Genomic DNA, 25,247 nt, shown 5'->3' on the forward strand with positions numbered 1-25,247 from the left:
GTTTCGTCAGATCGGGCCGGGTGTGGAAAGTGTTGTCCCCGTGAGAGTCGTGGGAGGGCAATATGCCCTTCGAGGTCGCTCATGGGGACGAGACTTTGACTCACCCCGCAGAGAACCGGACCGTGGTGCGGATATGGGTGGCTCCGGGGTGGTCACAGGCGGTAGTCGTGCCGGCTTTGGGCGTGGCCAGGCGCGACGGGCCGGTTCCTAGGCTTCGTCGGGCCGGGTGTGGAAAGTGTCGTCCCCGTGAGTGTCGTGGGAGGGCAATGTGCCCTTCGAGGTCGCTCATGGGGACGAGACTTCGGCTCACCCCGCCGAGAACCGGATGGCGGCGCGCACCTGGGCCGCGATCGCCCGTCCGGCGCCGAGCGGCCACCGGTGCATGACGTAGTCGGCGGCCGCGTCGACGGAGAGTTGACGGGTGGAGTTTCCCGCGCGCACCCAGAACTCGGGCGGGGCGTTCTTCCCGGCCCGCAGATAGACCGGCCGCGGGGACGGTGAGCACGTCACCCGGCAGACCGGGACGTCCCCCGACCCGTCGGGCCGCGCGACCGATTCGACGGTGATGCCGACGGCCGCCGCGGTGTTCTGGCCGAGAGTGGTGGTCAGCAGATCGCGCAGCCACAGTTCGAAACGGTCGGCGTCGGGCACCTTCAGTGTGGCGAAGTCGGGTTCGAGACCGAGCGGTGTGCCGTCGTCGGCGACACCGATGAGCAGGGTGCCGCCGTCGGAATTGAGAAACGCCGACACCGTCTTGACGATCACCTGCTCCATCCGCGGGTCTTTCTCGCCGCTGCGCAAGTTGACCCGGGCGGTCGACTTGAACTCGAGCCGATCGGATTCGCCGTCGGAGAGCAGCTGCGCGACAGGGGAATTGGATTGCCGTTGCAGCCGCGCGGCGAGCAGGCCGTACGCGCCCACCGCCACGACCGAACTGATCAGTCCCAACACGACCGTCGTCACGCTCCACACCCGGAGGTGTTTGTCGACGAGGCCGGCGATGTAGAGGCCGAGCGCGGTGCCGAGGATCGACAGCACCATCGCCGTCGTCGCGTCGAGGCGGGCGCGTCGGCGCAGCAACCACCTGGCGACGACGCCGAACACCCACGCGACCACCAGCACCAGTACCAGCGCGGTCGCCGTCGCCCAGACCGGTACCGCGAACTCGATTCCGCCGATCGTTCCCACACAGCTTTATAGCCCGGAGCCTCGCTCAGCGCGGCTCCGGGCTACGGAAACGTCGAACTCAGACGGCGTCGCCGCCGTCGATGCTGCCGAAGTCGCCGACCTCGACGTTACCCTCGTCGTCGACGGCGGTGTCGAAGGTGCCGTCGCCGTCGGTGTCGGCGACGGCGATGTCGGTGAGGCCGTCGGCGTCGGTGTCGGCTTCGATGATGTCGATCTCGCCGTCGGCGTTGGTGTCGTAGGCGATGGAGTCGGCCTGGCCGTCGCCGTCGGTGTCGAGGATGGCGTCGGTGGTGCCGTCACCGTCGACGTCGGTGAGTGCGGCGTCGACGGCTCCGTCGCCATCGGTGTCGACGAGAACGGCGTCGGCGGGGATCTCGGTGCTCATGGTGGGTCCTTTCGGGGTTCGGCGCGGTGGTGCCGGGGGGTTGTGAAGTGGTTCTGGTTACTTGGAGGTGAGTCTGCCCCGGTTTGTTCCCCACGGCCTCGAAGTCGCGTCGGGATCATTCGCGGGGAGTACCCCCCGTCAGCGCAGATCGGCCAGCAACTCCGACAGGAGGGACCGCGCGCGGGAGATGCGACTGCGCACGGTCTGCAGGCCGATGCCCTGGGCCTCGGCGATCTCGGAGTAGCTGAGCTCGCCGTAGACGCGCAGCACGAAGGTCGCCCGGTAGGCGTCGGGGACCTGCGCCAACGCTTCGGCGATCCGGTCGGACACCACGACCTGCGCCGCGACGTCCAGATGGCTCATCGGGTCGTGCTCGGCGATGTCGTCGGCGTCGGTGCGTTTGCGGATCCGGGCGAGCGCGGCGTTGGACCCGATGCGGTACAGCCAGGTCGACAGTTGCGCGTCACCACGGAAGTTGCCGATGGCCCGCCACGCGGCGACGAGCGCGTCCTGCATGGCGTCCTCGGCGTCGTGCTGATTGCCGGTGATGCGTAAACAGATGGCCCACAGCCGGTCTCGATGCTGTTCGACGAGCGTGGTGAAGGCCGCCTGATCGCCGGCGCGGGCGCGTTCGAGGAGGTCCGCGCCAGAGGGGGATTCGTCGATCAACGACTGCACCCGCTCATCGTAGGGCCGTGCCCCGACCATGGCAGCACATCGCGACTTTCGGTGCCGCGCACCTCAGAAGTCGTCATCGAACGTCCCGTCCTCCACGGGATCGACGACCGGATCCCCGTCGTCGCCGAAGACGTCGTCGATGGTGTCCCCGAAGTCACCACCGATCGGATCGTCACCCGCGAGGTCGGATTCCGCAGACACCTCGCCGTCGAACTCCTCGTCCGCCGGATCCGGCCCGGGTGCGGCGGTCAGGTCGGTGTCGAGTTCGTACGACGGGTCGAACGCGGTTCCGACGGCGGTCTCCCACGCGCCCTCGGGCACGCTCAGCTCGCCGGGCGGGTCGGTGTCGCGCAGCCAGTCGTCGAAGCCGCTCTCCTCGGAGCCGCTGTCATCGTCAAGGTCGTCGGTCATGGTCGTTCGCCTCCGCAGGTATCTCTGTCATCCGGTCGACTGCCGGGCGCCGAGGAGTGATGGACAATTCTCGGCACGTACCTAGGAGTGTCGCCGAGCCCGGAATGTTCCCGCCGGATCGGAAGAAGTCTCGGGAGGTCAGATCTCGTGGAGCAGCGCATGACCGTGCGTGGTCGCGTGGAGCAGTTGCTCGACGAGGTGGGCCCGCTGTCGCCGGACCCCGCGGTACTGCACGCCCTGCGCGCCCAGCTGGCCGAGCCGCTGACGGTTGCTCTCGTCGGACGTGTGAGTTCGGGCAAGTCGACGCTGCTCAACGCCCTCGTCGGTGACCGTGTCGCCCCGACCGACCGCGCCGAGTGCACCCGGGTCGCCGCGCTGTACACCGAGGGCAACCCGCAGCGGGTCGAGGTGATCGGCCTCGACGGCACGGTCACCGAACTCCCCGGCCCCATGCGCGGCGACCTCGGCCGACCAGCCGAGGAGATCGACCACGCGGTCGTCCACACCCCGTCGCGGTTGCTCCGCGAGCGTTTCCGGGTCATCGACACCCCCGGACTGTCGGGGTTCACCGACACCGCCGAGATCGCCACGCGGCGGGTGTTCGGCCGGCAGGGGCGGCTCGCCCGGCCGGACGTCATCCTGTTCCTGCTCGACGACGCCGCGGGACCGAAGGCCGACGAGGTCGCGTTCCTCGCCGACGCCGGGGCGTCGGCACAGAACACGATCCTGGTGATCTCGCAGGCCGACCTCATCGCCGCCGGCAACCCGATGCTCAAGGCCCAGGAGATCGCGCGCCGCGTGTGGCGGCGGTTCCCGGCGATCGCGGGCGCGGTGGTCGCGGTGTCGGGGCTGATGGCCGAGGCGGGTGTCTGCGGGGTCACCGAACGCGAGACCGCGCAGATCTCGCGACGCGGGCAGCTCGAGTCGTGGGAGCTGCTGACCATTCTCGACGGCGGGATGCCTGCTCCGCCGGGGATCGACGTCGACGAACTGGGCCGGCTCGAGCAACTCGTGGGCACCTACGCGATGGATGCGGGCGGCGAGATCGCGCGGCAGGGCGCGAGGGCCTATTGCGAATGGCTGCACCGGGTTTCGGGTATCGATGAGTTGCGACTGGCGATCGGGCGGCGATTCCTCGCGGTCGGCGACATCCTCAAGGCCCGCACCGTTCTGGCCGCACTGCGCGAGTCCGCCTACCGCAGTGCGCGCCGCGACGCCTTCCTGGAGGCCATCGACGAGGCCGAGACGTCACCCGCGCTGCACCGGCTCCGCGAGGTCACCGCGCTCGAGGCCCTCGCCCGGTGGCAGCCCGACAGCGAACTGGTCGGTGAGCTCAACCTCGTGGTCGCGAGTCGCGATGTGCGCGTGCTGTTGTCGTTGCCGCCGAACGCCGCGCCACCTGAGATCGCCGACGCCGCGCGGCAGCGGGCCACCGACTGCCGGTCGAGGCGTGCCTTCGCGGCGACGTCGGCGGAACGGGAGGCGCTGCTGGTCCTCGAGCAGACCTATCAACTCATCCGGCGCGGACTGTGGGTCAACTGACGGCGATGGCGAACGAGGAGAGCAGACAGTGACTTCCAAGGAACCCGCCGCGCCCGAGGCGGTGTTGCAGACGGCGGTCGGTGCGCTGCGCAAGCACGGTGAGGACGCGATCGCCGACCGCGCTCTTCGTGTCCGCGACCGGCCGGCGCCGCAGGGCACCGTGGTGGTCATCGGTGAGGTCAGCCGGGGCAAGAGCTCGCTGGTGAACACCCTTCTCGGGGTGAGCGGACTCGCGCCTGTCGACACCGAGATCACCACCTCGGTCTACGTTCGGTACACGCCCGCCACCGACGACCTGCCGGCCGGGACGGCCCTCGTCGAGTTCCCCGGCGCCGCGCACCGCATCCCGGCGACCGAGCTCGCCGACTGGGTGACCGTCGGCGGGCGTTACGCGGCCGGCGTCCCCGCGGAGCGTCTCTCGCCCGGCACGCCCATCGATTCCGTTCTCGTGCCCCCGGTCTCGGCGCGCGTGGGGGTCGACGCCGCGCTGCTGCCCGGGGTCACCGTCGTTGACACGCCCGGTGTCGGGTCGTTGGTCCCCGAACACGTCGAGGCCGCCGTCAGCGCGGCTCGCGGGGCGTCGGTGCTGGTGATGGTGTGTGATGCGACCGCACCGCTGAGCGCACCCGAACTCGACTTCCTGCGCAGCGTCAGCGAGGAGGTCGCCTCGGTGGTGCTGGTGGTCACCAAGACCGACCTCGTGATGCGCCAGTGGCGGACGATCGTGGCCGAGAACCGAAAACTCGTCGGCGCCAACGCCCCTCGGTTCGCCCACATCCCGATCATCGGCGTGTCCAACCGCATCGCCGCGCAGGCCGCGGCGATCACAGATCCCGATCGTCGCGAACGGGCGCTCGCGGCGTCGGGCGTCGGAGAACTCGTCGACGCCCTGAGCCCGCTGGTCCGCGAGGGTGCCGCGTCCCCGGTGCGCAATGCGCTGCAGCTGACCTTCGCCGGACTCGACGACGTCCGCACCCGCCTGGTCCTGGAGATGAAGGCCGCCACCGCGACCCCCGCCGAACGTGCCGACATCGAAGCCGAGCGGGACCGTCTCCAGCGCCTCAAGGATCGCCGTCGGGAATGGCGGGCACGCCTCACTCAGGACATCACCGCGGCGTCGTTGCGTACCGACGATCTCATGCGCGACCGCTTCGACACGCTGCTCGGCCAGTGGTCCACGCGGATCGACAAGCTCCGCTTCTACGAACCGCACCGGGCGGGTCAGGAGCTGATCGCGCAGATGACCGTCGACCTCGAGGCCGCGGCCCGCGAGGTGAGCGCGTCGTTCGTCGCCGGCATCGAGCGGATCGCCGATGCGCTGTTCGCCGACGCCGCCATCTCCGACGAACTCGTCGGGCAGATCGCCGGCGGCGCGGGAGAGCTCAAGCTCCGTGAGCAGGAGAAGATCTCGCCGTGGAAGAACATGGTCGACCCGATCCTGCTGTCCATCGTGGCCGCGGGCGGGCCGCTGGCGATCATCCCGGTGGTCAACGTCGTCGCGGTGCCGGTGTGGGCGGGTGTGGTCGTCGGGTTCCGCGCGTCGAAGGTCGGCAAGGAGAATCACCGCAAGTGGCTGACGAAAGCGGTCAACGACATGAAGGCCGACGTGCGGTCCCAGCTGCAGTCGATCAAGGCGCAGGCGAGCGGCGACCTGCAGATCGCCTACGACGAACTGCTCGAGAAGCTGCTGGCCGAGTCGACCAAGATCCTCAACGACGCCGCGGCCGAGTCCAAGAAGTCCGCGGCCGAACGCGAGAAGAACGCCGCGGATCTCCGCAATCAGATCGTCGCCGTGGACAACGTGCGCAAGTCGATCGCCCGCGTTCTTCGAGCGCCCGCCGGATGAATACCGGTGTCGTGTGCAACGATTTGCACCTGAGGAGGTGGCCACGTGGCGCAGGAGAGCAGGCGGCGACTGTGTATCGACTTCGGCACCAGCAACACTGCGGCCGCATATCGGGTCGGGCTGGGTGAGCCGGTCATCGTGCCGCTCGGGCAGGGCGGACCCGCGATGCCCTCGGCGGTGTTCGCCGGCGACGCGTCCATCGTCGTCGGTCACGAGGCGGTGCTGCGAAGGCTGCAGGCCCCCGACGCCTTCGAGGACACCCCGAAGTCGCGGATCGACGACGGCGAGATCGAACTCGGCGACCGGTTCTGGCCGGTCGAGGATCTGATCGGCGCCGTGCTGCGGCACGTGCACCGCACCGCATTGCGCCACAGCGGACTGCCCGGGTTCGACTCGATCGTCCTGACTCATCCGGACCGCTGGAGCGAGCGGCGCAAGAACGTCCTCCGACGCGCGGCCCAGCGCGCCGGCATCCCTGCCGACACTCTGCGAATCGCTTCCGAATCACTGGCTGCCGCTTGGTTTTACGTCTACCGCGGGCACGACGTCAGCGGCGACGAACGGATGTGCGTCTTCGACTTCGGCGCCGGCACCTGCGACGTGGCGGTCCTCGTCCGCGACGGTGCCGAGGGATTCACCGTCACCGGGTCGGGCGGCGACAACCACCTCGGCGGCCGGGACCTCGACGCCCGGATGATCCGATGGGTGCACGACGAAGCCGCCGAACTCGATCCCGACCTCCCGGGCCGGCTCCGCGCCCCGGCGGCCGCGATCGCCCTCGCCGACCGGGTGCGGGCGGCGAAGGAAGCGCTGTCCGACACCGCGCAGGCCGTCATCGAACTCCCCGGTACCCGGCACACGCTGCTGCTGACCCGGCGCGAGTTCGAGTCGATGATCGGGCCGTTCGTGGAACGGGCCGTCGAGCTGACCCGGGATGCGATCGCCCGCGCCGACGCCGCGGGCACCGGACCCAACGGACCCGTCATCGTCTACGTCACGGGCGGGACCAGCAGCATTCCGATGTTGCAGTCCGCGCTGTCGTCGGTGGGTCGCGTCGCCCGGATCGGTGACCCGAAGGTCGTCGTCGCGCAGGGCGGCCTCCTCCGCTCGACCAATGTCGTCCCCGGCATCGACACCGACAAGGTCGGGACCGGTATGTGGGCTCGTCGTATCGCGTTCCCGTCGCTGCCGGCCGGCTCGGTGATCGCCGGTGTCTCGGCACGGGACGGGCAGATCGTGCGGGCAGGGGAGCCCCTGGCCACGGTGGACTCCCCGGCCGGGCGGGTGACGATCGACGCGCCGGTCGCGGGCACGCTGCACGGCCTCGACCTGCGGCCGGGGGCCGCCGTCCAGCCGGGCGCGGTGTTCGCGGCCGTCGGTCCGGCCGACCTACGACCAGACCAGTGGTCCCGGTTGCACCGGATGCCTGCCGGGACCTCGCCCGTACTGGGCCGGCCCGGTTTCGTGCCGCCCGCGCAACAGCCCGTTTCCGCGCAGCCCGTTCCGCCCCAGCCTGTTCCGGTGCAGCCTGTTCCGGCCCTGCCTGTTCCGGCCCTGCCTGTTTCGGCCCCGCCCGTTCCGGTGCAGCCCGTTCCGGCCCAGCCCGTTTCCGCGCAACCTGTTGCGCAGCCGGAAAAGGTGAACGGGTTCGGCCTGGCGGGGTTGATCGTGGGCATTCTCGGCTTCCCGCTGTGTCTGGGCACGGTGGTCGGCCTGGTGCTCACGGTCGTGGGGATCACCCGAGCCGGCGGCCGACGCGACGCCCTCACCACGACGGCGCTCGTCGTCAACATCCTCGGCGCCGTCGCCTGGGTGGCCTTCGTCATCTGGGCGGTCGTCAGCGGCTGACGCACCCGGCGCCGCTACGAAGCTGGCGCCGATCAGGGATGGCTGTCGATGTCGAACTGACGCCATTCGGCGTCCCACCGCCGTGACCGGTGGTGATCGGCGACCGCGCGGACGAGCACGGTCGAGCCCCACCACCCGAGCACGACGAACATCCCCACCCCGATCCCGGCGATGAGACCCTCCATCACGGCGTCGGTGGTGGTCACGGGCGGGTCCACAACCGAGCCGGAGTCGTCGAGCCAGACGACGCGCACCCGGCCGACGGAGTCGAGCGGCTCGGCGTCGACGGCTGCCGTGAGCCGGTGGCCGTTCGGGTCCTGCCACGCCACGGTGGTGTAGTCGGAATCCGGGCCGGCACCGTTCTGGTCGACGCTGTCCTGGATGACCTTGTCCTGGATGTGGCTGGGCTGATCGCTCTGGTCGCCGCTGCCCTGGCCCGATGTGCGAATGATCGTCGCGCTCACCGAATGTCGCGGTTCCTGATTCTCGGCCGCCGTCTTGTGTGCCGCGTAGGTGTCGCCGCCGACGGTCAGGGCGATCATCACACCCGCGACGGCGGCCAGCCATAGCATCACCAGGGTCACGGTTTCCAGACGGTCCCCGCGACGGACCAGACCGTTCGACGATGCGTGCATCACACGCCAGCTGTGGAGTTCGCGGGCGAGGAATCGCAGCATGTCGCCCTCCTGATGCCGGTCGCCCTTTACATGGTCGTTGCAAGCGGACCGCCGGGACAGGGCCTTTGGTCCCTATGCGGGCGTCGAACCCGGCAAGTTCAGTCGTTCGACTCACATACCGCCTCGACTCAGCGTATCCTCAGCTTGCGCCCGACCGGCCGCATCAGTGGGGGGGCCGGGGCGTAGGGGGTCGACTCGAGGGGCACCGATCGTGCTCGTCGTCGTGTTCATGATCGTCACTGTTCATGGTCTATGTGGAGGGGTTCAGTTGACCAGCGTTTTGTCTGTGCGCGCGTCGAGACGCGGTGTGCGCACGTTTCTCACGTCGTCGGCGATCGTCGAGGCGATCGACATCGAGGAGTCGATCGTCCTGTCCGGGTACGCGGCGCTCGCCGAGGACTCCGCGGTGTTCGGGGTGACCGCCGATCTTTTGCCCGAGATCGACGCCGCGCTTCGACGGCACCAGGCGATCGTTGCTCGCCTGCGGTTGATGCACGCCGAAGCGGTTGCCGCCGAACAGGTTCCGTCTCCACACGATGAGGCGCTCGCCGTCCTGGGGCTGACCGGGCCCGGGCACGACGCCGACCTGACCGATGTCGCGACGTCCGAGCCGGTGCGGGCATACCGCGCCGCCGTCTCGCGACCCGACCACGATGACCGGCGCCCGACGCTGGTCGCCGTCGCCTACCTGGTTGCCGCGTCGCATGCGCTGACCGACCCGACGAACTGCGGAACTGCCTCTCCGGCACTCAATCTCATGCCACCGCCGCTCCATCGGGATCGCGCCCTCGTGGAGCAGGTGCTGCGCTGCGTGGTCGCGGAGGCCGACCCCGCCGCGCGCGCCGAGTTCACCGACCACATCATCGCTGCGAGTGAGGCCTTCGCCGAGGCCGGTCACGGCTCCGACCGACGGCTGTCCGTGCTGCGCTACAACCCACACTCGTTGCGCACGGCGTGCCGGTCGGCGGGTCTGGGCGAGGTCGACGTCCGTATCGCCGGCTGATCGGACCGGATCGCCGGGTGATCTCGGGGACGCTCGGGGATTACCCTGGGCGGCGTGACCTATTCGGTTCCGCAGCGCTATCGGTGGCTGCTGCACGTCGACCTCGACCAGTTCCAGGTGGCGGTCGAGCGGCTGAGGGCGCCCGAGCTCGTCGGGGTGCCGGTGATCGTCGGCGGCAACGGCGACCCGACGGAGGCGCGCAAGGTGGTCACCTGCGCGTCGTATGAGGCGCGCGACGTGGGCGTGCGTGCGGGTATGCCGCTGCGGGCAGCGCACCGCAAGTTGCCGGACGCGGTGTACCTGCCGCTCGACATGAGTGCCTACGACGCCGCGTCGGCCGACGTCATGGACGTCTTGCGCGCCACCGGCCATCCGGTCGAGGTCTGGGGCTGGGACGAGGCGTATCTCGGTGTGAGTGCGCGCGGAGCGGAGGTCGACCCCTTCGACGACGAGGCCATCGTCGACCTCGCCGAACGGATCCGGTCGGAGATCCTCGACCGATGTGGGCTCACGAGTTGCGTCGGCATCAGCGACAACAAGCAGCGCGCCAAGATGGCCACCGGATTCGCCAAACGCCCGCCGGCCACGACTCCCGGTGACGGCGTGGACGCCCCGCGCGTCTTCCTGCTCGACGACCGCAACTGGTTGGACCTGATGGGGGACAGGCCGACTCGCGATCTGTGGAGCGTGGGACCGAAGACGTCGGCGAAACTCGCTGCCGCCGGGGTCGACACGGTGACCGAGCTGATCGCCACCCCTCGCGAGGACCTGATCGCCACTTTCGGACCGCACCAGGGCGAATGGCTGTACGTCCTCTGTCGCGGGGGTGGCGATTCGGCCATCACCGCCGAACCGTATCTGGCCCGTTCGCATTCCAAGTCTCGGACTTTCGCGACCGATCTCGCCGACGCCACCGAGATGCGCGCCGCTGCCGCCGAACTCCTGCGTGAGTTGCTCGATCAGGTGGTCGGCGAGGAGCGGTTGCCCTTCCGCGTCGCGGTGACCGTCCGCACCACGACGTTCTACACCCGCACCAAGTCGCGCAAGCTCCCGGCGCCGAGCCTCGACTACGACGAGCTGGAGTCGGTGGTCGCCGACCTGCTCGGCAGATTCGACATCGACCGCCCGGTCCGCCTGTTGGGCGTGCGCCTGGATCTGGTGACCGACGACGCCCCCACTGCTCCCTGAGGTGCGAGGAGCGCAAGCGACGAGCCTCGAAGGGCGCGCCCCTACCCCGACGCGACGATCAGCGGCACGAGTTGTTCGGCGGCGGTCCAGGCGCCGTGATGGCCGAGCATCATCGATTCCATCGTCTCGCGCGTGCTGCGGGTGAGGGTGGTGTTGCCGCGGGCCACCGCGACGACGTCGCCGATGCGTTGTGCGACAGCATCACTCACGATCGGTCCGAACCATTCTTCGTCGATGGTCTGCTCCCGGGGGACGACGTGGGCGGCGTCGCCGAGATACGACGACCACCCGCTCAGCACGTCGTCGGCCGATCCCGGTGTCGCGTAGACGTGCCGGACCCGTGCCTCGCCGGCCACCGCGTCGACTCCGTCGAGCAGGACGGGGGAGGTGTCGATGTCGATCGCCCGGTCGGCGGTGATCATCCCGTGGTCACCGGTGACGAGAAGGGTTGTCCCATCGTTCAATTCGGAAGCGAGATCGGCGACCAGCCGTTCCACGACATGCAGCTTCGCCAGCCACTCCGCCGACCCCGGGCCGTGGATGTGGCCGGCCAAGTCGAGTTCGCTGTAGTAGGCGTACACGAACCGACGGTGGCGACTCCGGCGACGCAGGGTGGTCAGCACGGCCTCCCGAATGCCGTCGGGGGTCACGGCGGGCACGAACTGCCCCGAGGCACGGAACGCGGCCATCGTCAGGCCGGTTCCGCGGAACTCGCCGGGCATCACGTACGTCACCCGAACGCCTTCGGCCGCCAGCTCTTCCAGGCTGCCTCGTTCGGTGCGGACGAGGGCCGGGGGATAGGTCATCAACGCCGACGGGCCGGAGGCGTTGTCGAGGGTCCAGCGCAGCGAGTTGAGAACGCGCCGGGACCCGCGGGTGCGGCATTCGTCGCCCGGGCGGAAGCTGTACCCGATGATCCCGTGCACTCCGCACGACGTCCCGGCGGTGAGGCTCAGGATGCTGGTGGCGGTGGTCGCCGGGAACCCGGCCCGCAGCGTCGTCGACGTCAGTTCGCGCAGCGTCGGGGCATGGTCGGCGTAGTCGTCCAGCAGAGTCGCGCCCAGTCCGTCGATCAGCAGCACCACCACCGAATCGCCCGGCGGTACAACGGGTCCCGCGCCGCCGGGTGCGATTCCGAGCGCAACCGACGCGGCGGGCAGGACGTCGGCGAGCGTGTGGGGGAAGCCGTGCCAGTCGGCCGGGGTCAGTTCGGTCGGGGTCAGTTCGGCAGGAGCCGGATCGGCCGCGAGCGGGTCCACCGCCTCGGACGCCGGGAGCGGAGCGAGCGGGTCCACAGCCTCCGTCACCGAGCCCCCGAACCGGCCGGACCGAAGGCATAATGTCCCGACCGCAGGAATCGCACGGCACGACGCGCTTCTCCCTCGACGAGCAACGGCGACAGCGCATCCCGCAGCGCGATCCGCCATCGGGCGGCGTCGAGCGGCGCGCTCACCCGCATCGACTCGACATCGCGCGGCACTTCGACGACGACGCCGGCGTCGGGGGTGACGCGCTCGTGGTGTGCGACGGGGCGGGACGGTTGGTCGACGTCGATGATCGACACCGCTCCGTCGGCGAGCAGCTCGTCCAATGATTGCGACGGCCCCGAAACCCCCGGCCCCGACGGCGCAGCGGTGTTCAGATCCCAGGCGACCAGTACCCGGTCGGAGTCGGCGTCCCCGCCGAGTTCGTCGCCGAGCTCGCCGTAGAAGTCTTCGTAGTAGTGCATCGGCGTCGCACCGAGCTTAGCGAGGTTGAAGTAGGCGTTGCGCGCGACGAGGGGATCGAAGGTCCACGTGATCGTCGACAGGCCGCGCTCGAGGGCCCACCGGCGCTGGTGCATCTTCAGCGCGTAACCCACCTGGTGTCCGCGCCCACGCCGGGTGACCCCGGTGATGTGGCTGTGCAGGGTCTCGCCGACCGGTGCGCCGAAGAACGCCACGCTGCCACCGGCGAGGTGGTCGCCGATGAAGGCGCCGGCGACGTAGTTGCCGGCGTGGCTGAGCGCCCGCAGCATGTCGGTACCCACGGGACGGTTCGTCGGGTCCGGCCGCCACACGTCGTCGAAGATCCGCAGCAGGTCCTCGAGTTCGTCGGGCGAGGACAGTTCACGAACCTCGACACCGAGGGATGCATCCGACATGGGAACGATTGTGTCATCGCCCGGCGGCACCGGGGTCGGGGTTGGCCCAGCCCGCCGATCTAGTATCAAGGCATGTCCCGCACCTCCCGATCGCCCGACGCGTTCTCGCGCGTCGCCGCGGCAGGTGTGGTTCCCGCGGTGGCGGTCGCCGCGCACGGTGCGGCGAGCGGAGCGATGCCGAGTTCGTCGGGCATCCTGCTGAGCGTCGCGATCGGCGCGGTCGCGTCGATGCTGCTCGCGCCGGGCCGGCGACGATTCCTGACGGCCGCGGTGTCGACGACCATCATCCTGTCCGTCGCGCAGGCGGCGAGTCACTGGGCTCTCGCGCTCGACGCCGGGCATGCCGCCCACGGCACCTCGACGCTGCCGATGCTCCTCACCCACCTGGTGGCGATCCCGCTCAGCGCGGCGCTGATCGTCGCCGGTGCGCATCTGCTGGCCTCGATCGGCACGGTCATCCGATCGCTGGTGCCGCCGGTCGCCCTCGCGGCGCGCCCGGCAGCGCCCGTCTTCTGGACGCAGCCCTGTGTTCCGGCCGCACCTGCGCTGTGCGGCAACGGCGTTCGCGGACCACCCGGCACGTTCTGACGCGCCCGAACCCCAGATCGACAGATGTGTGGGGTCGATGCACGCGTCCATGCGCCCGGTCCCGAAAACCATCGAAAGACACACTCAATGAAGCTCAGTTCTCCGCGGGCGACCATCGCCCGCCGCATCATCGCGCCCGCCACCGCCGCCGCAGTCGTCGGCCTCGCCTCCTTCGCGGGTGCGGGTGCCGCGTCGGCGCACGTGACCGCCAACGCACCGACGGTCACGCAGGGCGGGTACGGCGTGGTCACCCTCGTCGTCCCCAACGAGTCCGACGCCGCGGCGACGACCGGGCTGCGTGTGACGCTGCCGGGTCTGACCTCGGCGCGTCCCGAGGTGATGCCGGGCTGGAAGTCCGTCGTGACCAAGAAGGACGACAAGGTCACCGAGATCACCTGGACCGCCGACCCGGGTTCGCCGGGCGTTCCGGTCGGGCAGTTCGGCCAGTTCCGGTTCTCCGGCGGACCGTTCCCCGAGCAGGAGACCGTCGAACTCCCGGCGCTGCAGACCTACGCCGACGGTGAGACCGCCGACTGGAACCAGCCGACGCCCGCCGACGGCTCCGAGCCGGAGAAGCCCGCGCCGACCCTGACGCTGCCGCCCGACTCCGGCGACGGCCACCACGGCGGCTCGCACGCCGCCGCTCCGACCGACAGCGCGCAGGCGTCGGACGGTTCGCAGGGCTCGGAGACCGCCGAGTCGTCCTCGACGGACTCCGCCGCTCGATGGCTCGGTGGAATCGGCCTGGTCGTCGGCACTCTCGGCGCGGTGATCGGCGTGGCCGCGCTGACTGTGCTCCGACGTAACGGCCGTGGCGGCGGCAATGCCTGACCGTCGTCCGGTGGCTGTTCGGCGCGTCGTCCTGGTGCTTGCGGCGCTGCTGTGTCTCGGGCTCGTCGGATCGTGGGCCGCGGCCCCGGCGTCGGCGCACTCGCGGCTGGTGTCCTCCGACCCCGCCGAGGGTGCGACGGTGCAGACCGGCCCGCAGACGGTCACGTTGACCTTCAACGAACCGGTCCAGTCGTCGTATGCGGTGCTCAACGTCGTCGGCCCCGACGATCACTACTGGCAGTCCGGTGACCCCTCGGTCGACGGACCGAACGTGCGCGTCGGCGTGCGCGAGCTCGGTCCGGCCGGCGAGTACGTCGTCAACTACCGGGTGACCTCGGCCGACGGGCACGTCATCAGCGGGCAGCGCACGTTCGAGCTCGCGGTTGCCGGAAACGGCGAACCGGGCCCGGCGATCGAGGCCGTCGACGCGTCGTCGGACGAGGGAATCCCGGTGTGGTGGTTCATCGCCGGGGCCGCCGTGGTCCTGATCGTCGGACTCGGCGTCGTGTTCTGGGTGAGCCGGCGACCGTCGACACGGCGCTGACGACCATCCGGATCGTGACATGACACTCCGCAACGGGTTCATCCTCGTGGTGACCCTGGCCGGCGGTCTGGTGGTGAGCTGGTTGCTCGCCCGTCCCGACGGTCCGGACCTGGTCGCCGTGCCCACGACCCTCGCGCTGGGCGTCTCCGTGGTGCTGCTCGGCCTGGGTGCGCTACCGACGGTCGATGCCGAGCCCTCGACCCGGGTGATCGGCCTGCTCGCCGGGGTGTGGGTGTTGGCCGTGCTGGTCAGCGCCTGGATCCGCACCGCCGATCGGGCGGGCACCGAGGTGCTCGAGGTGACGGCCGGCGACTTCGGCGACGTCCTGTTCTCGGGTGCGCCCGAGATGGTGGCGCTGGTCGTCGCGCTGCTGATCGTGGTGTGGGTGGTGCTGGACCTGCTGACCGGGATCGAGATACCCGTCCTGGTGGTCGGTGCGCTCGCGGCGATCGGGGTGCTGGCCACCTCGATCGCCGGTCACGCGGGCAACGACTCGTGGGGTCCGTTCCTCATCGGTGCGCACGCGCTGGCCGCGGCCTGGTGGTGTGGGTTGCTCGCGGCGATGCTGATCACGGTCCGCGGGCGGTCGGGGTGGGCGCGCAGCCTGCCGGTCTTCTCCGGCCGCGCCCCCTGGGCGGTCGGTCTGCTCACGGTGACCGGTGTGGTCTCCGGACTCGTCGAGATCGGCGGTCCGGCCGACCTCGTGAGCAGCGGCTACGGTCGCATCCTCCTCGCGAAGGCCGCGGTGCTCGCGATCCTCGTGGGCCTCGCGGCCTGGCATCGACGACGCTGGTTACCGGCGGTGCAGCGGCATCGCAGCAGCGAGACGGCCTCCGTGCGTGCCGCCGTCGTCGAACTGGCGATCATGGCCGTGGCGCTGGGACTCGCGGCCGGGTTGTCGGCGACACCGCCGATCCCCGCCGGCTGAGCTTTCCCACCTGCTCGCTAATCCGAAAGAACCGCATAACCCCTGGTCCCTGAGGTGCGAGGAGCGATAGCGACGAGCCTCGAAGGGCCTGGTGAGGCACGTTGTGATGCCCTTCGTGGCTCGCTTCGCTCGCACCTCAGGGAGCGGGGGGTCGAGCCTCACTCGCCCAGCGGCGGTCGCGACTGGTCCCAGAGCGCGAGTAGTTCGTCGATGATGTCGGTCGCCATGTGCAGGGTGCTGAGGTGACTCTCACCGGGCATCTCGTAGAGCTTCGCGTCGGGGAGCAGCGACACCATGTGCTCGCCGTGGGCGTACGGGATGATGTGGTCGTCGTCGCCGTGCCACCAGCGCACCGGCACCGTGACGTCGCCGACGCGGAAACCCCAGTCCCGTGCGAACACCACGACGTCGGCGAACGGCGCGGCCATCCGGCGGCTCCCGCCGTGGAGCAGGTCGTCCAGGAACATGGCCCGGAACTCCGGTCGCGCCAACAGTTCTCGGTCCGCCTGCGGGGACAGCCGGCCGTAGATGGTTATCGCGGGTTCGGCGATGGGCCGGGCGAAGCCGAGGGCGACGCTGAGCACCTGGCCGATCGGGTCGCCCGCGACACTGACGAGTGGCGCCAAGAGCGTGCCCAGGCGCATGGCGCCGCCCTCGATGCGGTCGGGCCCGACCGTCGGCGCGACACCGCCGAGGATGCCGGCCGCCGTCACCCGGTCGGGCATCGCGTGCGCGACGCCGAGGGCGTACGGTCCGCCGCCGGAGAGCCCGATGATCGCGAAGTCGTCGATGCCCAGGGCTTCGAGGACCTCGGCGAGGTCGGAGGCGAAGGCGGCGACGTTGTCGTACCGATGCGGGGTCGACGACCCCACGCCCGGGCGATCCAGTCCGATGAGCCGGACCTTGCGTTCGAGTGCGTACGCGCGCGCCTCGACGGGGATCTGGCGTCGCGCACCGGGTGTTCCGTGGAGCCAGACGATGGCCCGTCCGGTGGCCGATCCGTACTCGGCGAATCCGATCCGACGATCACCGTCGGCGACGGCGATCGACCCCTCGATTTTCGGACGGGCGATGTCGATCATGTGACCAGCATCTCACGTACCGTTGATGGCGTGATCCCCGAGTTCGTTCACGGCACCGCGCGCGCCATCCGCCACGTGTTCACCCCGTACCCGGCTCGGGACATCCCGGATGGACGAATGGTCGAGCTCCCCGGGCGCGGGCGGGCGTTCGTCACCGACTCGGGTCCGCGCGACGCTCCCGCCGTGTTCCTCCTGCACTCGGTGCTGACGACCGGGCTGCTCTGCTGGTACCCGACCATCCCCGCCATCAACGATCGCTACCGGGTCATCACCCTGGACGCGCGCTGGCACGGCCGCGGCATCGAGTCCGAGACATTCGATCTCCGTGACTGTGCCGACGACGTCGTCGCGCTCGCCGATGTCCTGGGCATCGACCGGTTCACAGTCGCCGGATTCTCGATGGGTGGCGGGATCGCGCAGCTGGTGTGGCGGCGCCACCCGGAGCGCGTGGCCGGCATGGTGCTGTGTTCGACCGGTCCGTTCTTCAGCACCAACGATCCCCGGCACCGCGCGTCGTCGGAACGCATGGGACGCATCTTGCGCCCGGTGTACCGGGTGCTGCCGAGGGTGTCCGACAAGAGCCTCGACAAGGCGTCCCACACCACCATCTGGGCGCTCCGACAGTTCTTCTCGACGCCGCTCGCGCACCTCGGTGACTTCGGAAACGGCCTGGGGGAGTTCGATTCCCGTGACTGGCTGCACGAGGTCGACGTACCCACCGCCGTGGTCGTCTCCATCCGCGACCGCGTGGTCGAACCCGAACGTCAGCAGTTGCTGGTCGACGGCATCCCCGGCGCGCAGCGTTTCGAGGTCGACGGTGGTCACGCGTGCTGTGTCCTCGGGGCACGCTTCTTCATCCCGCCGTTCACCGAGGCGGTCGATGCGGTCACGAGGCCGTCGGCCGTCGGAGTTCACACGTCCGCTGAGGGCTGATCTCCTGAGTGATTCCGTTCGCTCGGCGCGCTGCGCTTACCGAACGACAACTTTTGTTTGTCAGTCAGCGGAGACGTTCGGCGGGGTCTAGCGATCATCAATCCTCGCCTTTCGATCGACAGTCATCCGTTGTCAGTGCTTGTGGCGCAGGCTTTTCGGTCGTCGGACTGGTACGCATGACCCACTTCTGGCTCCGTGACTATGCCCACAAATGCGTGCCAGGGTTCCGATGTCGCCGCACTTTCGTGACGCCTTGTTCCAGGTGACGCAAGAACTCTGAAAATGCAAGTGCTAGTGGGGATCATGTGATCTCGAACTGAGATCTTCGCCTGTGCGTCGAGGCTGCATTCGCGCCATCGCGCCAGACGTCACCATCCCTGGGCGGCTTTATCAAGAATCTCTTTAGCGTTAGTCTTCCGGTAGTTCGCGATTCGGATGTCAGGGGAGGCCCCGCGGGGTTGGCGTCGAGTCGCTCTCGGTGCCCGAGCTCGAGGCTCGGGCATCGTCCAGGGGGAGGGCCCATGACCGTTCTTGATTCCTTCGTGCCCGTGGCACCGCCGATTGCGGATGTCGACACAGGCCGTGCTCCGTCCAACCCGAAGCCGGGTCGCCGAAGACGAGTCCGGGTTGCGCTCACCAGACCGCGCGAGGTGTCGATCGTGGTCCGCTACGTCTCGATCGTGGGCGCCGCCATGCTGGCGTTCGCACCGGCGATCTCCGCAAACGTCACGGCGCTCGCCGACGGGTCGCCGACGGCGTATCTGCTGTTCATCCCGGTGTGGGGGCTGATGATCGCACTCGGCCTCGACGCCACGCCTCGCGGTCGCGAGATCGGTGACGGCGAGTTCGATCGCATCCTCGTCGTGGTGATCGGCGGGGGACTGGGTCTGACCGCGGCGCTGGTCGTTCCCCGGATTCCCGCGGTCGCCGCGTTCTGGCACGCGGATCTGCTGCCGCTGCTCATCTGGGTGTTCGCCGCGTCGATCGTGATCTTCGGGATCCGGCGCGTCGTCCGCGACTACCTCGTCTGGGCGTTCTTGCTGGTCTGTTTCCCGCCGAACTTCCTGCTCCTGGGGCAGTCGTTCGGCGGGTCGACGACTGCCTTCGCAGTGCTGACAGTCGGTCTCGGGCTCGTCGTGAGCTACATGTCGCTGCGCCGGCGTCCGCGAGTCGCCGTGGCCACGACGGGTGCGGCGGCGCTGGTCGGCCTCGGGCTGGTGTGGGTGCTGGCCGGTGCTCCGGCACTGGCCTTCACCGTGCCCGCGGCCGCGGTGACGTCGATCGCGATCATCGTGCGCGTGCGCAGCGGAGGTGTCGGGACGACACCCGCCGCCCTGCCCAAGCAGTCCATCGTCACGCTGGCCTCGGGATGGCTTGTGGCGCTGGTGATCCTGGGGCTCACCCCGCATGCGCCGAACTCGCCGGAACCCGTTGCCTCGCCGCCGATCGGCGAGGACTGGCTGGGGCAGATGCGCACGCTGGGAATCGGCATCACCGAGCCCCAGGTGTTCGACTGGGGTCCGCGGGTCATGGGTTCCGGCGGTGATGTGCGGCGGTACCGGATCACGGCGGGTGTCACCGGTCCGCAGACCAGGCCGCTGTCCACCGCGTACCTCGACGTGTACTCCACCACCGACCTGGGTCGCTTCTCCAGTTACCGGCGCGGGCTCTGGTACGAGACGGTGCCGCCGGCGACGGTCGACGCCACGCCGGCGTCGGCGGACGGCCGGCACACCCGGATCGGCAGCATCGCCAACACTCTCGAGTCGGTGCGCACCTCGGATGAGGCGTTGTGGACCGGTCGATTCTGGAGCTGGCGAGTCCCCACCCCGGCCGGCGAGCGCTACTTCGCCTTCTACCTCATGGCCGCTCGTGACCAGGCGGGGTCGTCGGAGGTGTCCGAGCCGAGGCCACCCAGCTACGGCACCACCGTCGTCGACCCCGCGGGCTGGCTCATCCGTGGTGGGACCGACGCCGAGGATCAGGTCGCCGGCGACTCGGCACTGGACGTCGCGCTGACCGATCTGGCGTGGTCGATGGTCGAGGCCGTCGAACAACCGTCGCGATGACCGGCTTCGACGCAACGCGGATCACCAACGGGCCGCACGTCTCCGCTCTGTCCGCGCGGCACCCGCTGAGCCGGCACCAGCAGGTCGGTCTGCTGCTGGTGGCGCTGGTGATCGCCACCGCATTCGTCATCGCCTGGCGCGCGTCGCTCGCGGTGCTCCTGAGCGTGTGCGCGGTCTACTTCCTGGTGTCGAGCATCGACAAGTTCGTCCTCGTCATCCGCGGGATGTCGGGACGTGGCGTCCTCACCGTCTCCGACGAGCAGGCACGCCAGATCGACGACGCCGACCTGCCGGTGTACACGGTGCTGCTGCCGGTGTACGGCGAGCCGGAGATCGTCACCAATCTGGTTGCCGGGGTGGGCAGAATCGACTATCCCGCGGACAAACTCGACATTCTTCTGGTCCTGGAAGAGGACGATCAGGAGACCATCGACGCCATCAGCAGGGCGGACCTCGCCGGTATTACCCCGGTGCTGGTGCCGGCGAGCGAGCCGAGGACCAAACCCAAGGCGTGCAATCACGCCATGGCGCTGCCCTCCGAGCGGAGCGAACTGGTCACGATCTACGACGCCGAGGACATCCCGGACCCGCTCCAGTTGCGCAAGGCGGCGGCGGTGTTCGCGAGGAGCGGTCCGGAAGTCGGCTCGGTCCAGGCGCGGCTCGGCTACTACAACGAGCGCGAGAATCTGCTCACCCGTTGGTTCGCCATCGAATACGACCAGTGGTTCTCGTACATGCTGCCCGCGCTGAGCGCGTCGAACTGCGTGATCCCCCTCGGCGGAACGTCGAATCACATCCGCACCGAGGTGCTGCGCGAGGTCGGCGGATGGGACGCCTACAACGTCACCGAGGACGCCGATCTCGGAATCCGGTTGGCTCGTTTCGGTTACCGCACGGTGGTGCTGGACTCCCTGACCGGCGAAGAGGCCAATGCCGATGTCGTCAACTGGGTTCGGCAGCGATCCCGGTGGTACAAGGGCTATCTGCAGACCTTCCTCGTGCACATGCGTAACCCGCTGTCCATGGTTCGGGAACTCGGACTCGTTCCGGCGCTGCGTATCTCGAACCTGACGGCCGGGATGCCGATCGCCAACACGTTGAACCTGCTGTTCTGGGCACTGCTGCTGGTGTGGTTCGCGGGCAAGCCCGACTTCATGAACAGTGTGTTCCCCGGGCCCGTCTATTACCTCTGCCTGCTGATGTTCACCGTCGGCAACCTGGCGACCATCATGCTGGGCGTCGTCTCCGCGCGTACCCGCGACAAGCCCTATCTGCTGGGGGCGGCCCTTCTCGTGCCCGGTTATTGGTTCCTGCAGTCCATGGCGGCCATCAAGAGCATGGCCCAACTCATCTACAAGCCCTCCTACTGGGAGAAGACCGTGCACGGGCTCTCGTCCATGCCCGGGGCCCCGCGACCGCCGAAAGGTTCTGAGAATGCCTAGCAATACCCGTGTCCGTCTTCGCCGCATCTGGTGTGCGACCGTGGCGGCGCTGATCGTCGGTGTGGCCTCGGTGGCGCCGGCTGCCGCTGCGCCCGGTGATGGGCTCACGACGCTCGACTGGCGGCAGCTGGGAATGGGCAACTCGGTGACGTTCGACAGCGCCGACGTCCCGGTCGGAGTGAGTATCCCGGTGCCGGAGGGCATGTCCCCGACGCGGTTGTCCGGAGTGGTGGCGTCGGCGACGAATGTGTCCGACGCCTTCATCCAGGTCGCCCGGTCCGACGGCACGATCGTCGGAACCGTCGTCGTACCGCGGTTCGGCCCGCGGCAGCTGAGCACGCCGTTCTCCGTACCGCTCGGGGCAGTGCCCGTCGGCGACAACGGCCGGGCCGATCTGCGTATGACGTTGCGCAACGGTACCGGCGACTCCGTCTGTGGACCCATTCCGGATGTGTCTCTGACCGGACTGAATGTGGCCTATGCCGGGGTCGCGTCGTCACCGCGCACGATTCAGGACTTCTTCGGCACCGTGGTCGGCGGCGTCACGATCGTCACGCCCGAGAACCCGAGTGTCGCAGTCGCCCAGGCCACTCTGGGGGCGGTCGCCGCCATCACTGATCACTATCGACCCCAGCGGGTGTCGATCGACGTCATCGAGTCGACGGGGGAGGGTGTGCCGTCGCCGGGCGGCCCGCTGCAGCGCACGATCCTGATCCGCGAGGAGGACGGTCCGGGCGGTGTCCGTCTCGACCGTGCCGGACAACCGTCGGCGGCGCTGGTGATCAGCGGTGACGCCGACTCACTGCCCGACCAGGTGGCGCTGTTCCGCGACGGGCTCACCGATCTCGCCCAGACGAGGTCTGCCGCAGTCGAATCGGTGTCGGACCGGGAGGTCCAGGGCTCCGATTCGGTGACCTTCGGCGAGTTCTCGGATCGCTTGTCCACGGAAGTACTCGGAATCACCACGCTGGTTCCCGGTTTCGACCCGACGATGCTGTCGCTGGGACGACCGGGCCTGGTGAACGTGCACCTGCTCGCGCGCTACACGCCGGTTCGGGACGACGAGCGGGCGAACGTGATGGCGGTCAGTGGCGGCGAGATCCTGCACACCAGCGCGCTGAACGCCTCGGGCACCCTCGACACGCAATTCACCATCCCGGCCGCTCAGGTCGCGGCCAACGAACCGCTCGAGTTCCGGATCTCCTACGAGCCGGGTCCGGGTGCCTGCTCGCCGCGGAGTGTGCCGCTGAGCTTCCAGATCGACCCGTCGTCGACGGCGTCGTCGAGCACGACACCGGTTCGGATGGGCGGTTTCTCGTCGATCCCGCTGGGCTGGCAACCGACGGTGCAGGTAGCCCTGGACAACACGAACCCGGCTCAGCTCGACGCCGCTGCCGAGCTGATCGCATCGGTCCAGCGGAGTTCGGCGACCGCGTTGGCGCCGGTGCTGGTGCCACTCGACCAGGCGATCGCGAGCAACACCGGTGCGCTCGTGGTGGCGTCGGCGGAGAACGCGCGTGCGCTGAATCCGCCGATCAACACCGAGGACTCGTCCACGCTCGTCGATCTGGCGGCCCAGATCCGTCTCGCGATCCCCGACGGGCTGGGGACCATCCAGGCGTTCGCGCAGAACTCACGCACCGTAGTGCTGGTGAGCACATCCGGCTCGTGGGATCTCGTCGACCCGCTGTTCGCCTACCTCGATGACCAGCAGGGGGATCTGGCGAATCTTCGTGGAGACGTCTTGGTGGCCGGTCGCGCGGGTCAGACCGAGCTGCTGACGATCCGGGCCGACGGTCCGCGGGCACAGGTCGATCAGGTCGGCACCAGCTGGTTGATGTGGCTGGGGATCAGCATCGCGATGGTTGCGGTCGCGGTGCTCGTCGCGGTCGGGATCACGGTGTACCGCCGGCGTTCCGACGAACCGTCCGACGGCGCCGACACTCCGTGACAGTGGAGGTCCGCGAGCGCGGTGGGGGGACGACGATGGTCCAGGGCGTCGACGCCTCGGGCCGTCGTCGGCTCACCCGGGTCCAGTGGTGGGGGATCTCCCTCTTCGCCGGGCTGGCGTTCGCCTATCTCGCGGTGGGTGTCTATCTGTATCTGATCGTCGGCTACATCAACCCGGACGCGAGCAGTCGCGTGGGCAACGCCGGGTTCACCATCTGGAGCCGCGACCCTCATCTGGGCGCGATCGGTTTCGTGTGGAACCCGCTGCCCAGCCTCGTCGAGATCCCGCTGGTCGAGCTGTCGTCGCACTGGCCGCTGAACCGCTGGCCGGAGCTGCGACGCGTCGGGTTCGCGGGCGCGGTCATGAGCGCGTTGTTCATGGCCGGTGCGGGATGGCAGGTTCGGCGCATCGCGCTCGACTACGGCGCCGGCCGGGTGCTCCGGTGGACCGCGGTCGCCGCGTTCGCGCTGAACCCGATGATCGTCCTGTATGCGGGGATGGGGATGAGTGAGGCGCCGTTCCTCTTCTTCCTGCTCTGGACGTGTCGTCGGGTCTTGCTGTGGGTGAATCGCTTCCGCGTCGTCGATCTCGTCGTTGCCGGTGTCGCGCTGGGGCTGGCCTATCTGACCCGATACGAGGCGCTGCCGGCAGCTGCCGGTGTCGCGCTCGGCGTGTTCCTGATGTCGACGCGGCGTCACCGCCCGGCGGGTATGCGGGGACGTACGGCGTGGCGGACCGGCGCGCCGTTCGGTCTGCACGACGCGACGATCGTGGTGATGCCCACCGTGTTCGCCTTCGTCCTGTGGGCGGGATTGGGCTGGCTGCTCGACGGGAACGCGTTCTCCCAGTTCTCCTCCCAGTACGGCAACGCCGCCCAGGTGGAGGCGGCGGGGATCATCTCCGCCGAGGACGTCGGTGCCGGCCCGCTCGCCGAGGTCATCGCTGGCAATCTGCTGGGTATGCAGCCGCTGCTGTTCGCGGTGCTGCCGATCGTCGGGTGGATCGCGGTTCGCCGGCGCCGCGTCGACGCGGCGGTGGTCGGTGTCCTCTTCGGTTCGGTGCTGCTGTTCCAGATGTCGGCGGTGATCCTGGGTTCGACCTTCGGCTGGTTCCGCTTCTACATGGCGGCGACACCCCTCGTCGTGGTCGCCATACTCGTCGCGCGCGGGCCCCGCTTCTCGAGAGCGACATCCCCGCTCCCTGAGGTGCGAGGAGCGTTGGCGAGTCAACCCCTGCTCCCTGAGGTGCGAGGAGCGTTGGCGAGTCAACCCCTGCTCCCTGAGGTGCGAGGAGCGCTAGCGACGAGCCACGAAGGGGCCCCCACACCCCGCTCCTTGAGCAGCGACCGGAGCCTGCGGAGGTCGCGTGTCGAAAGGACCTCCCTCACCGCACTCATGGCACTGGTGCTCGTGACCTCGCTACCGGTGACCGCGACGTCGATGCTCACCCCGTCGTTGGGAAAAGAGGAGCACGGCCTGCGGTCGGCGTTCTGGCCGGACCGCTATCCGCCGTCGGAATTCTGGTTCTACTGGTTCGGTGACGTGTCGCGGAACGTGGCGGGCTGGTTCGACAACCAGGCGCTCCCGCCCGGATCGGTGCTCGTCGACACCTTCGGCATTTCGCGAATCTGGCTGTTCTCCGACCGGCCGGAGCAGTTCGTGGTCCGCAGCGATTACGACTTCTTCGCCAAACTCAACCAACCACGGGCGCAGGGCGTCCAGTACATCCTGACCCCGCGGCCGACCGGACTCGGCCGGCTCGACGCCATCAACGTCCGTTATCCGACGCTGTGGGACGACGGTGCCGGGATCGCCACGCTGGAAATGACGGTCACAAGTCCGAGCGGGACGCCTCAGTTCCGCATCTACCGCATCAAAGGCTCGGGGTGAGCTCGACGGTCGAGCCATCTGCTGCCGGCCGAACTCCTCACGATGGTGAGCTCGTTACTGCTGGTTGAGCTCCTTACCGCT

Annotated in this window: 22 protein-coding genes; 14 read left to right on the forward strand and 8 right to left on the reverse strand. The window is 69.2% G+C overall.

Annotated elements, in window-relative coordinates:
- Positions 1-306: 306 nt before the first annotated feature.
- From AC3B5T_RS12335 to AC3B5T_RS12350, 4 genes are all read right to left on the reverse strand, one after another.
- Positions 307-1,188, reverse strand: coding sequence for an AlbA family DNA-binding domain-containing protein (locus AC3B5T_RS12335; RefSeq protein ID WP_280360648.1), 882 nt, complete (start codon positions 1,186-1,188; stop codon positions 307-309).
- Positions 1,189-1,246: 58 nt separating this feature from the next.
- Positions 1,247-1,573 carry a hypothetical protein gene (locus AC3B5T_RS12340; RefSeq protein WP_058251199.1) on the reverse strand — a complete coding sequence of 109 codons (327 nt, stop codon included), beginning with the start codon at positions 1,571-1,573 and terminating at the stop codon, positions 1,247-1,249.
- Between the two features lie 138 nt (positions 1,574-1,711).
- Positions 1,712-2,251: an RNA polymerase sigma factor gene (locus AC3B5T_RS12345; RefSeq protein ID WP_211538513.1), complete on the reverse strand. Its 540-nt coding sequence runs from the start codon at positions 2,249-2,251 to the stop codon at positions 1,712-1,714.
- A 63-nt stretch (positions 2,252-2,314) separates the two neighbouring features.
- Positions 2,315-2,662, reverse strand: coding sequence for a hypothetical protein (locus AC3B5T_RS12350; protein WP_388032310.1), 348 nt, complete (start codon positions 2,660-2,662; stop codon positions 2,315-2,317).
- A gap of 159 nt (positions 2,663-2,821) precedes the next feature.
- Between AC3B5T_RS12350 and AC3B5T_RS12355 the strand changes: the two genes are divergently transcribed.
- From AC3B5T_RS12355 to AC3B5T_RS12365, 3 genes are read left to right on the forward strand one after another with little or no spacing between them, the layout of a single operon-like run.
- Complete coding sequence (locus AC3B5T_RS12355; RefSeq protein ID WP_488357333.1) at positions 2,822-4,204, forward strand: GTPase; 1,383 nt, start codon at positions 2,822-2,824, stop codon at positions 4,202-4,204.
- A 28-nt stretch (positions 4,205-4,232) separates the two neighbouring features.
- Positions 4,233-6,050, forward strand: coding sequence for a dynamin family protein (locus AC3B5T_RS12360; RefSeq protein ID WP_488357334.1), 1,818 nt, complete (start codon positions 4,233-4,235; stop codon positions 6,048-6,050).
- A 45-nt stretch (positions 6,051-6,095) separates the two neighbouring features.
- A complete protein-coding gene (locus AC3B5T_RS12365; RefSeq protein ID WP_488357335.1) occupies positions 6,096-7,898 on the forward strand; it encodes an Hsp70 family protein in 1,803 nt (600 codons plus the stop codon).
- Between the two features lie 32 nt (positions 7,899-7,930).
- On the opposite strand, the gene AC3B5T_RS12370 is transcribed toward AC3B5T_RS12365, so the two are convergent.
- On the reverse strand, positions 7,931-8,575 hold the full coding sequence (locus AC3B5T_RS12370) for an Rv1733c family protein (protein WP_055477039.1): 645 nt from the start codon (positions 8,573-8,575) through the stop codon (positions 7,931-7,933).
- A gap of 286 nt (positions 8,576-8,861) precedes the next feature.
- Between AC3B5T_RS12370 and AC3B5T_RS12375 the strand changes: the two genes are divergently transcribed.
- Together AC3B5T_RS12375 and AC3B5T_RS12380 are read left to right on the forward strand one after the other, a co-directional pair.
- Positions 8,862-9,578: a hypothetical protein gene (locus AC3B5T_RS12375; RefSeq protein WP_488357337.1), complete on the forward strand. Its 717-nt coding sequence runs from the start codon at positions 8,862-8,864 to the stop codon at positions 9,576-9,578.
- 54 nt (positions 9,579-9,632) lie between these two features.
- Entirely contained in the window at positions 9,633-10,766 is a 1,134-nt protein-coding gene (locus tag AC3B5T_RS12380; RefSeq protein WP_488357338.1) for a DNA polymerase IV, read from the forward strand.
- A gap of 41 nt (positions 10,767-10,807) precedes the next feature.
- On the opposite strand, the gene AC3B5T_RS12385 is transcribed toward AC3B5T_RS12380, so the two are convergent.
- Both AC3B5T_RS12385 and AC3B5T_RS12390 read right to left on the reverse strand, forming a co-directional pair.
- Positions 10,808-12,025 carry an alkaline phosphatase family protein gene (locus tag AC3B5T_RS12385; protein WP_488358768.1) on the reverse strand — a complete coding sequence of 406 codons (1,218 nt, stop codon included), beginning with the start codon at positions 12,023-12,025 and terminating at the stop codon, positions 10,808-10,810.
- A gap of 44 nt (positions 12,026-12,069) precedes the next feature.
- A complete protein-coding gene (locus AC3B5T_RS12390; RefSeq protein ID WP_488357339.1) occupies positions 12,070-12,909 on the reverse strand; it encodes a GNAT family N-acetyltransferase in 840 nt (279 codons plus the stop codon).
- 72 nt (positions 12,910-12,981) lie between these two features.
- Between AC3B5T_RS12390 and AC3B5T_RS12395 the strand changes: the two genes are divergently transcribed.
- The 4 genes from AC3B5T_RS12395 to AC3B5T_RS12410 all read left to right on the forward strand — a co-directional run bounded on the left by AC3B5T_RS12395 (position 12,982) and on the right by AC3B5T_RS12410 (position 15,800).
- Positions 12,982-13,497: a hypothetical protein gene (locus AC3B5T_RS12395; RefSeq protein WP_010844540.1), complete on the forward strand. Its 516-nt coding sequence runs from the start codon at positions 12,982-12,984 to the stop codon at positions 13,495-13,497.
- A gap of 87 nt (positions 13,498-13,584) precedes the next feature.
- Positions 13,585-14,328 carry a YcnI family protein gene (locus AC3B5T_RS12400; protein ID WP_010844539.1) on the forward strand — a complete coding sequence of 248 codons (744 nt, stop codon included), beginning with the start codon at positions 13,585-13,587 and terminating at the stop codon, positions 14,326-14,328.
- Entirely contained in the window at positions 14,321-14,872 is a 552-nt protein-coding gene (locus AC3B5T_RS12405; RefSeq protein ID WP_488357340.1) for a copper resistance CopC family protein, read from the forward strand. Before AC3B5T_RS12400 ends, AC3B5T_RS12405 begins: the two co-directional genes overlap by 8 nt.
- 19 nt (positions 14,873-14,891) lie before the next feature.
- Positions 14,892-15,800: a copper resistance D family protein gene (locus AC3B5T_RS12410; protein ID WP_055477045.1), complete on the forward strand. Its 909-nt coding sequence runs from the start codon at positions 14,892-14,894 to the stop codon at positions 15,798-15,800.
- A 158-nt stretch (positions 15,801-15,958) separates the two neighbouring features.
- On the opposite strand, the gene AC3B5T_RS12415 is transcribed toward AC3B5T_RS12410, so the two are convergent.
- Entirely contained in the window at positions 15,959-16,882 is a 924-nt protein-coding gene (locus tag AC3B5T_RS12415; protein WP_010844536.1) for an alpha/beta fold hydrolase, read from the reverse strand.
- Positions 16,883-16,912: 30 nt separating this feature from the next.
- Here AC3B5T_RS12415 and AC3B5T_RS12420 point away from each other — a divergent pair, with 30 nt between their 5' ends.
- The 5 genes from AC3B5T_RS12420 to AC3B5T_RS12440 all read left to right on the forward strand — a co-directional run bounded on the left by AC3B5T_RS12420 (position 16,913) and on the right by AC3B5T_RS12440 (position 25,166).
- On the forward strand, positions 16,913-17,815 hold the full coding sequence (locus AC3B5T_RS12420; protein WP_488357341.1) for an alpha/beta fold hydrolase: 903 nt from the start codon (positions 16,913-16,915) through the stop codon (positions 17,813-17,815).
- A gap of 659 nt (positions 17,816-18,474) precedes the next feature.
- On the forward strand, positions 18,475-19,884 hold the full coding sequence (locus tag AC3B5T_RS12425; RefSeq protein WP_488357342.1) for a hypothetical protein: 1,410 nt from the start codon (positions 18,475-18,477) through the stop codon (positions 19,882-19,884).
- Positions 19,881-21,326 (forward strand): glycosyltransferase family 2 protein, encoded by a 1,446-nt coding sequence (locus tag AC3B5T_RS12430; RefSeq protein WP_488357343.1) that lies wholly within the window; start codon positions 19,881-19,883, stop codon positions 21,324-21,326. Before AC3B5T_RS12425 ends, AC3B5T_RS12430 begins: the two co-directional genes overlap by 4 nt.
- Positions 21,319-23,277: a hypothetical protein gene (locus AC3B5T_RS12435; RefSeq protein ID WP_488357344.1), complete on the forward strand. Its 1,959-nt coding sequence runs from the start codon at positions 21,319-21,321 to the stop codon at positions 23,275-23,277. Before AC3B5T_RS12430 ends, AC3B5T_RS12435 begins: the two co-directional genes overlap by 8 nt.
- On the forward strand, positions 23,274-25,166 hold the full coding sequence (locus tag AC3B5T_RS12440) for a hypothetical protein (protein WP_488357345.1): 1,893 nt from the start codon (positions 23,274-23,276) through the stop codon (positions 25,164-25,166). The genes AC3B5T_RS12435 and AC3B5T_RS12440 overlap by 4 nt, the downstream gene beginning before the upstream one ends.
- Positions 25,167-25,247 lie beyond the last annotated feature (81 nt).

This window comes from Gordonia sp. G4 (assembly GCF_057770005.1).

What these genes read in the sequence shown, in the direction of transcription:
- AC3B5T_RS12340 (WP_058251199.1), bottom strand. Translation starts at nt 1,573, where the DNA reads ATGAGCACCGAGATCCCCGCCGACGCCGTTCTCGTCGACACCGATGGC.
- AC3B5T_RS12350 (WP_388032310.1), bottom strand. Translation starts at nt 2,662, where the DNA reads ATGACCGACGACCTTGACGATGACAGCGGCTCCGAGGAGAGCGGCTTC.
- AC3B5T_RS12355 (WP_488357333.1), top strand. Translation starts at nt 2,822, where the DNA reads ATGACCGTGCGTGGTCGCGTGGAGCAGTTGCTCGACGAGGTGGGCCCG.
- AC3B5T_RS12370 (WP_055477039.1), bottom strand. Translation starts at nt 8,575, where the DNA reads ATGCTGCGATTCCTCGCCCGCGAACTCCACAGCTGGCGTGTGATGCAC.
- AC3B5T_RS12390 (WP_488357339.1), bottom strand. Translation starts at nt 12,909, where the DNA reads ATGTCGGATGCATCCCTCGGTGTCGAGGTTCGTGAACTGTCCTCGCCC.
- AC3B5T_RS12395 (WP_010844540.1), top strand. Translation starts at nt 12,982, where the DNA reads ATGTCCCGCACCTCCCGATCGCCCGACGCGTTCTCGCGCGTCGCCGCG.
- AC3B5T_RS12400 (WP_010844539.1), top strand. Translation starts at nt 13,585, where the DNA reads ATGAAGCTCAGTTCTCCGCGGGCGACCATCGCCCGCCGCATCATCGCG.
- AC3B5T_RS12405 (WP_488357340.1), top strand. Translation starts at nt 14,321, where the DNA reads ATGCCTGACCGTCGTCCGGTGGCTGTTCGGCGCGTCGTCCTGGTGCTT.
- AC3B5T_RS12410 (WP_055477045.1), top strand. Translation starts at nt 14,892, where the DNA reads ATGACACTCCGCAACGGGTTCATCCTCGTGGTGACCCTGGCCGGCGGT.
- AC3B5T_RS12415 (WP_010844536.1), bottom strand. Translation starts at nt 16,882, where the DNA reads ATGATCGACATCGCCCGTCCGAAAATCGAGGGGTCGATCGCCGTCGCC.
- AC3B5T_RS12430 (WP_488357343.1), top strand. Translation starts at nt 19,881, where the DNA reads ATGACCGGCTTCGACGCAACGCGGATCACCAACGGGCCGCACGTCTCC.
- AC3B5T_RS12435 (WP_488357344.1), top strand. Translation starts at nt 21,319, where the DNA reads ATGCCTAGCAATACCCGTGTCCGTCTTCGCCGCATCTGGTGTGCGACC.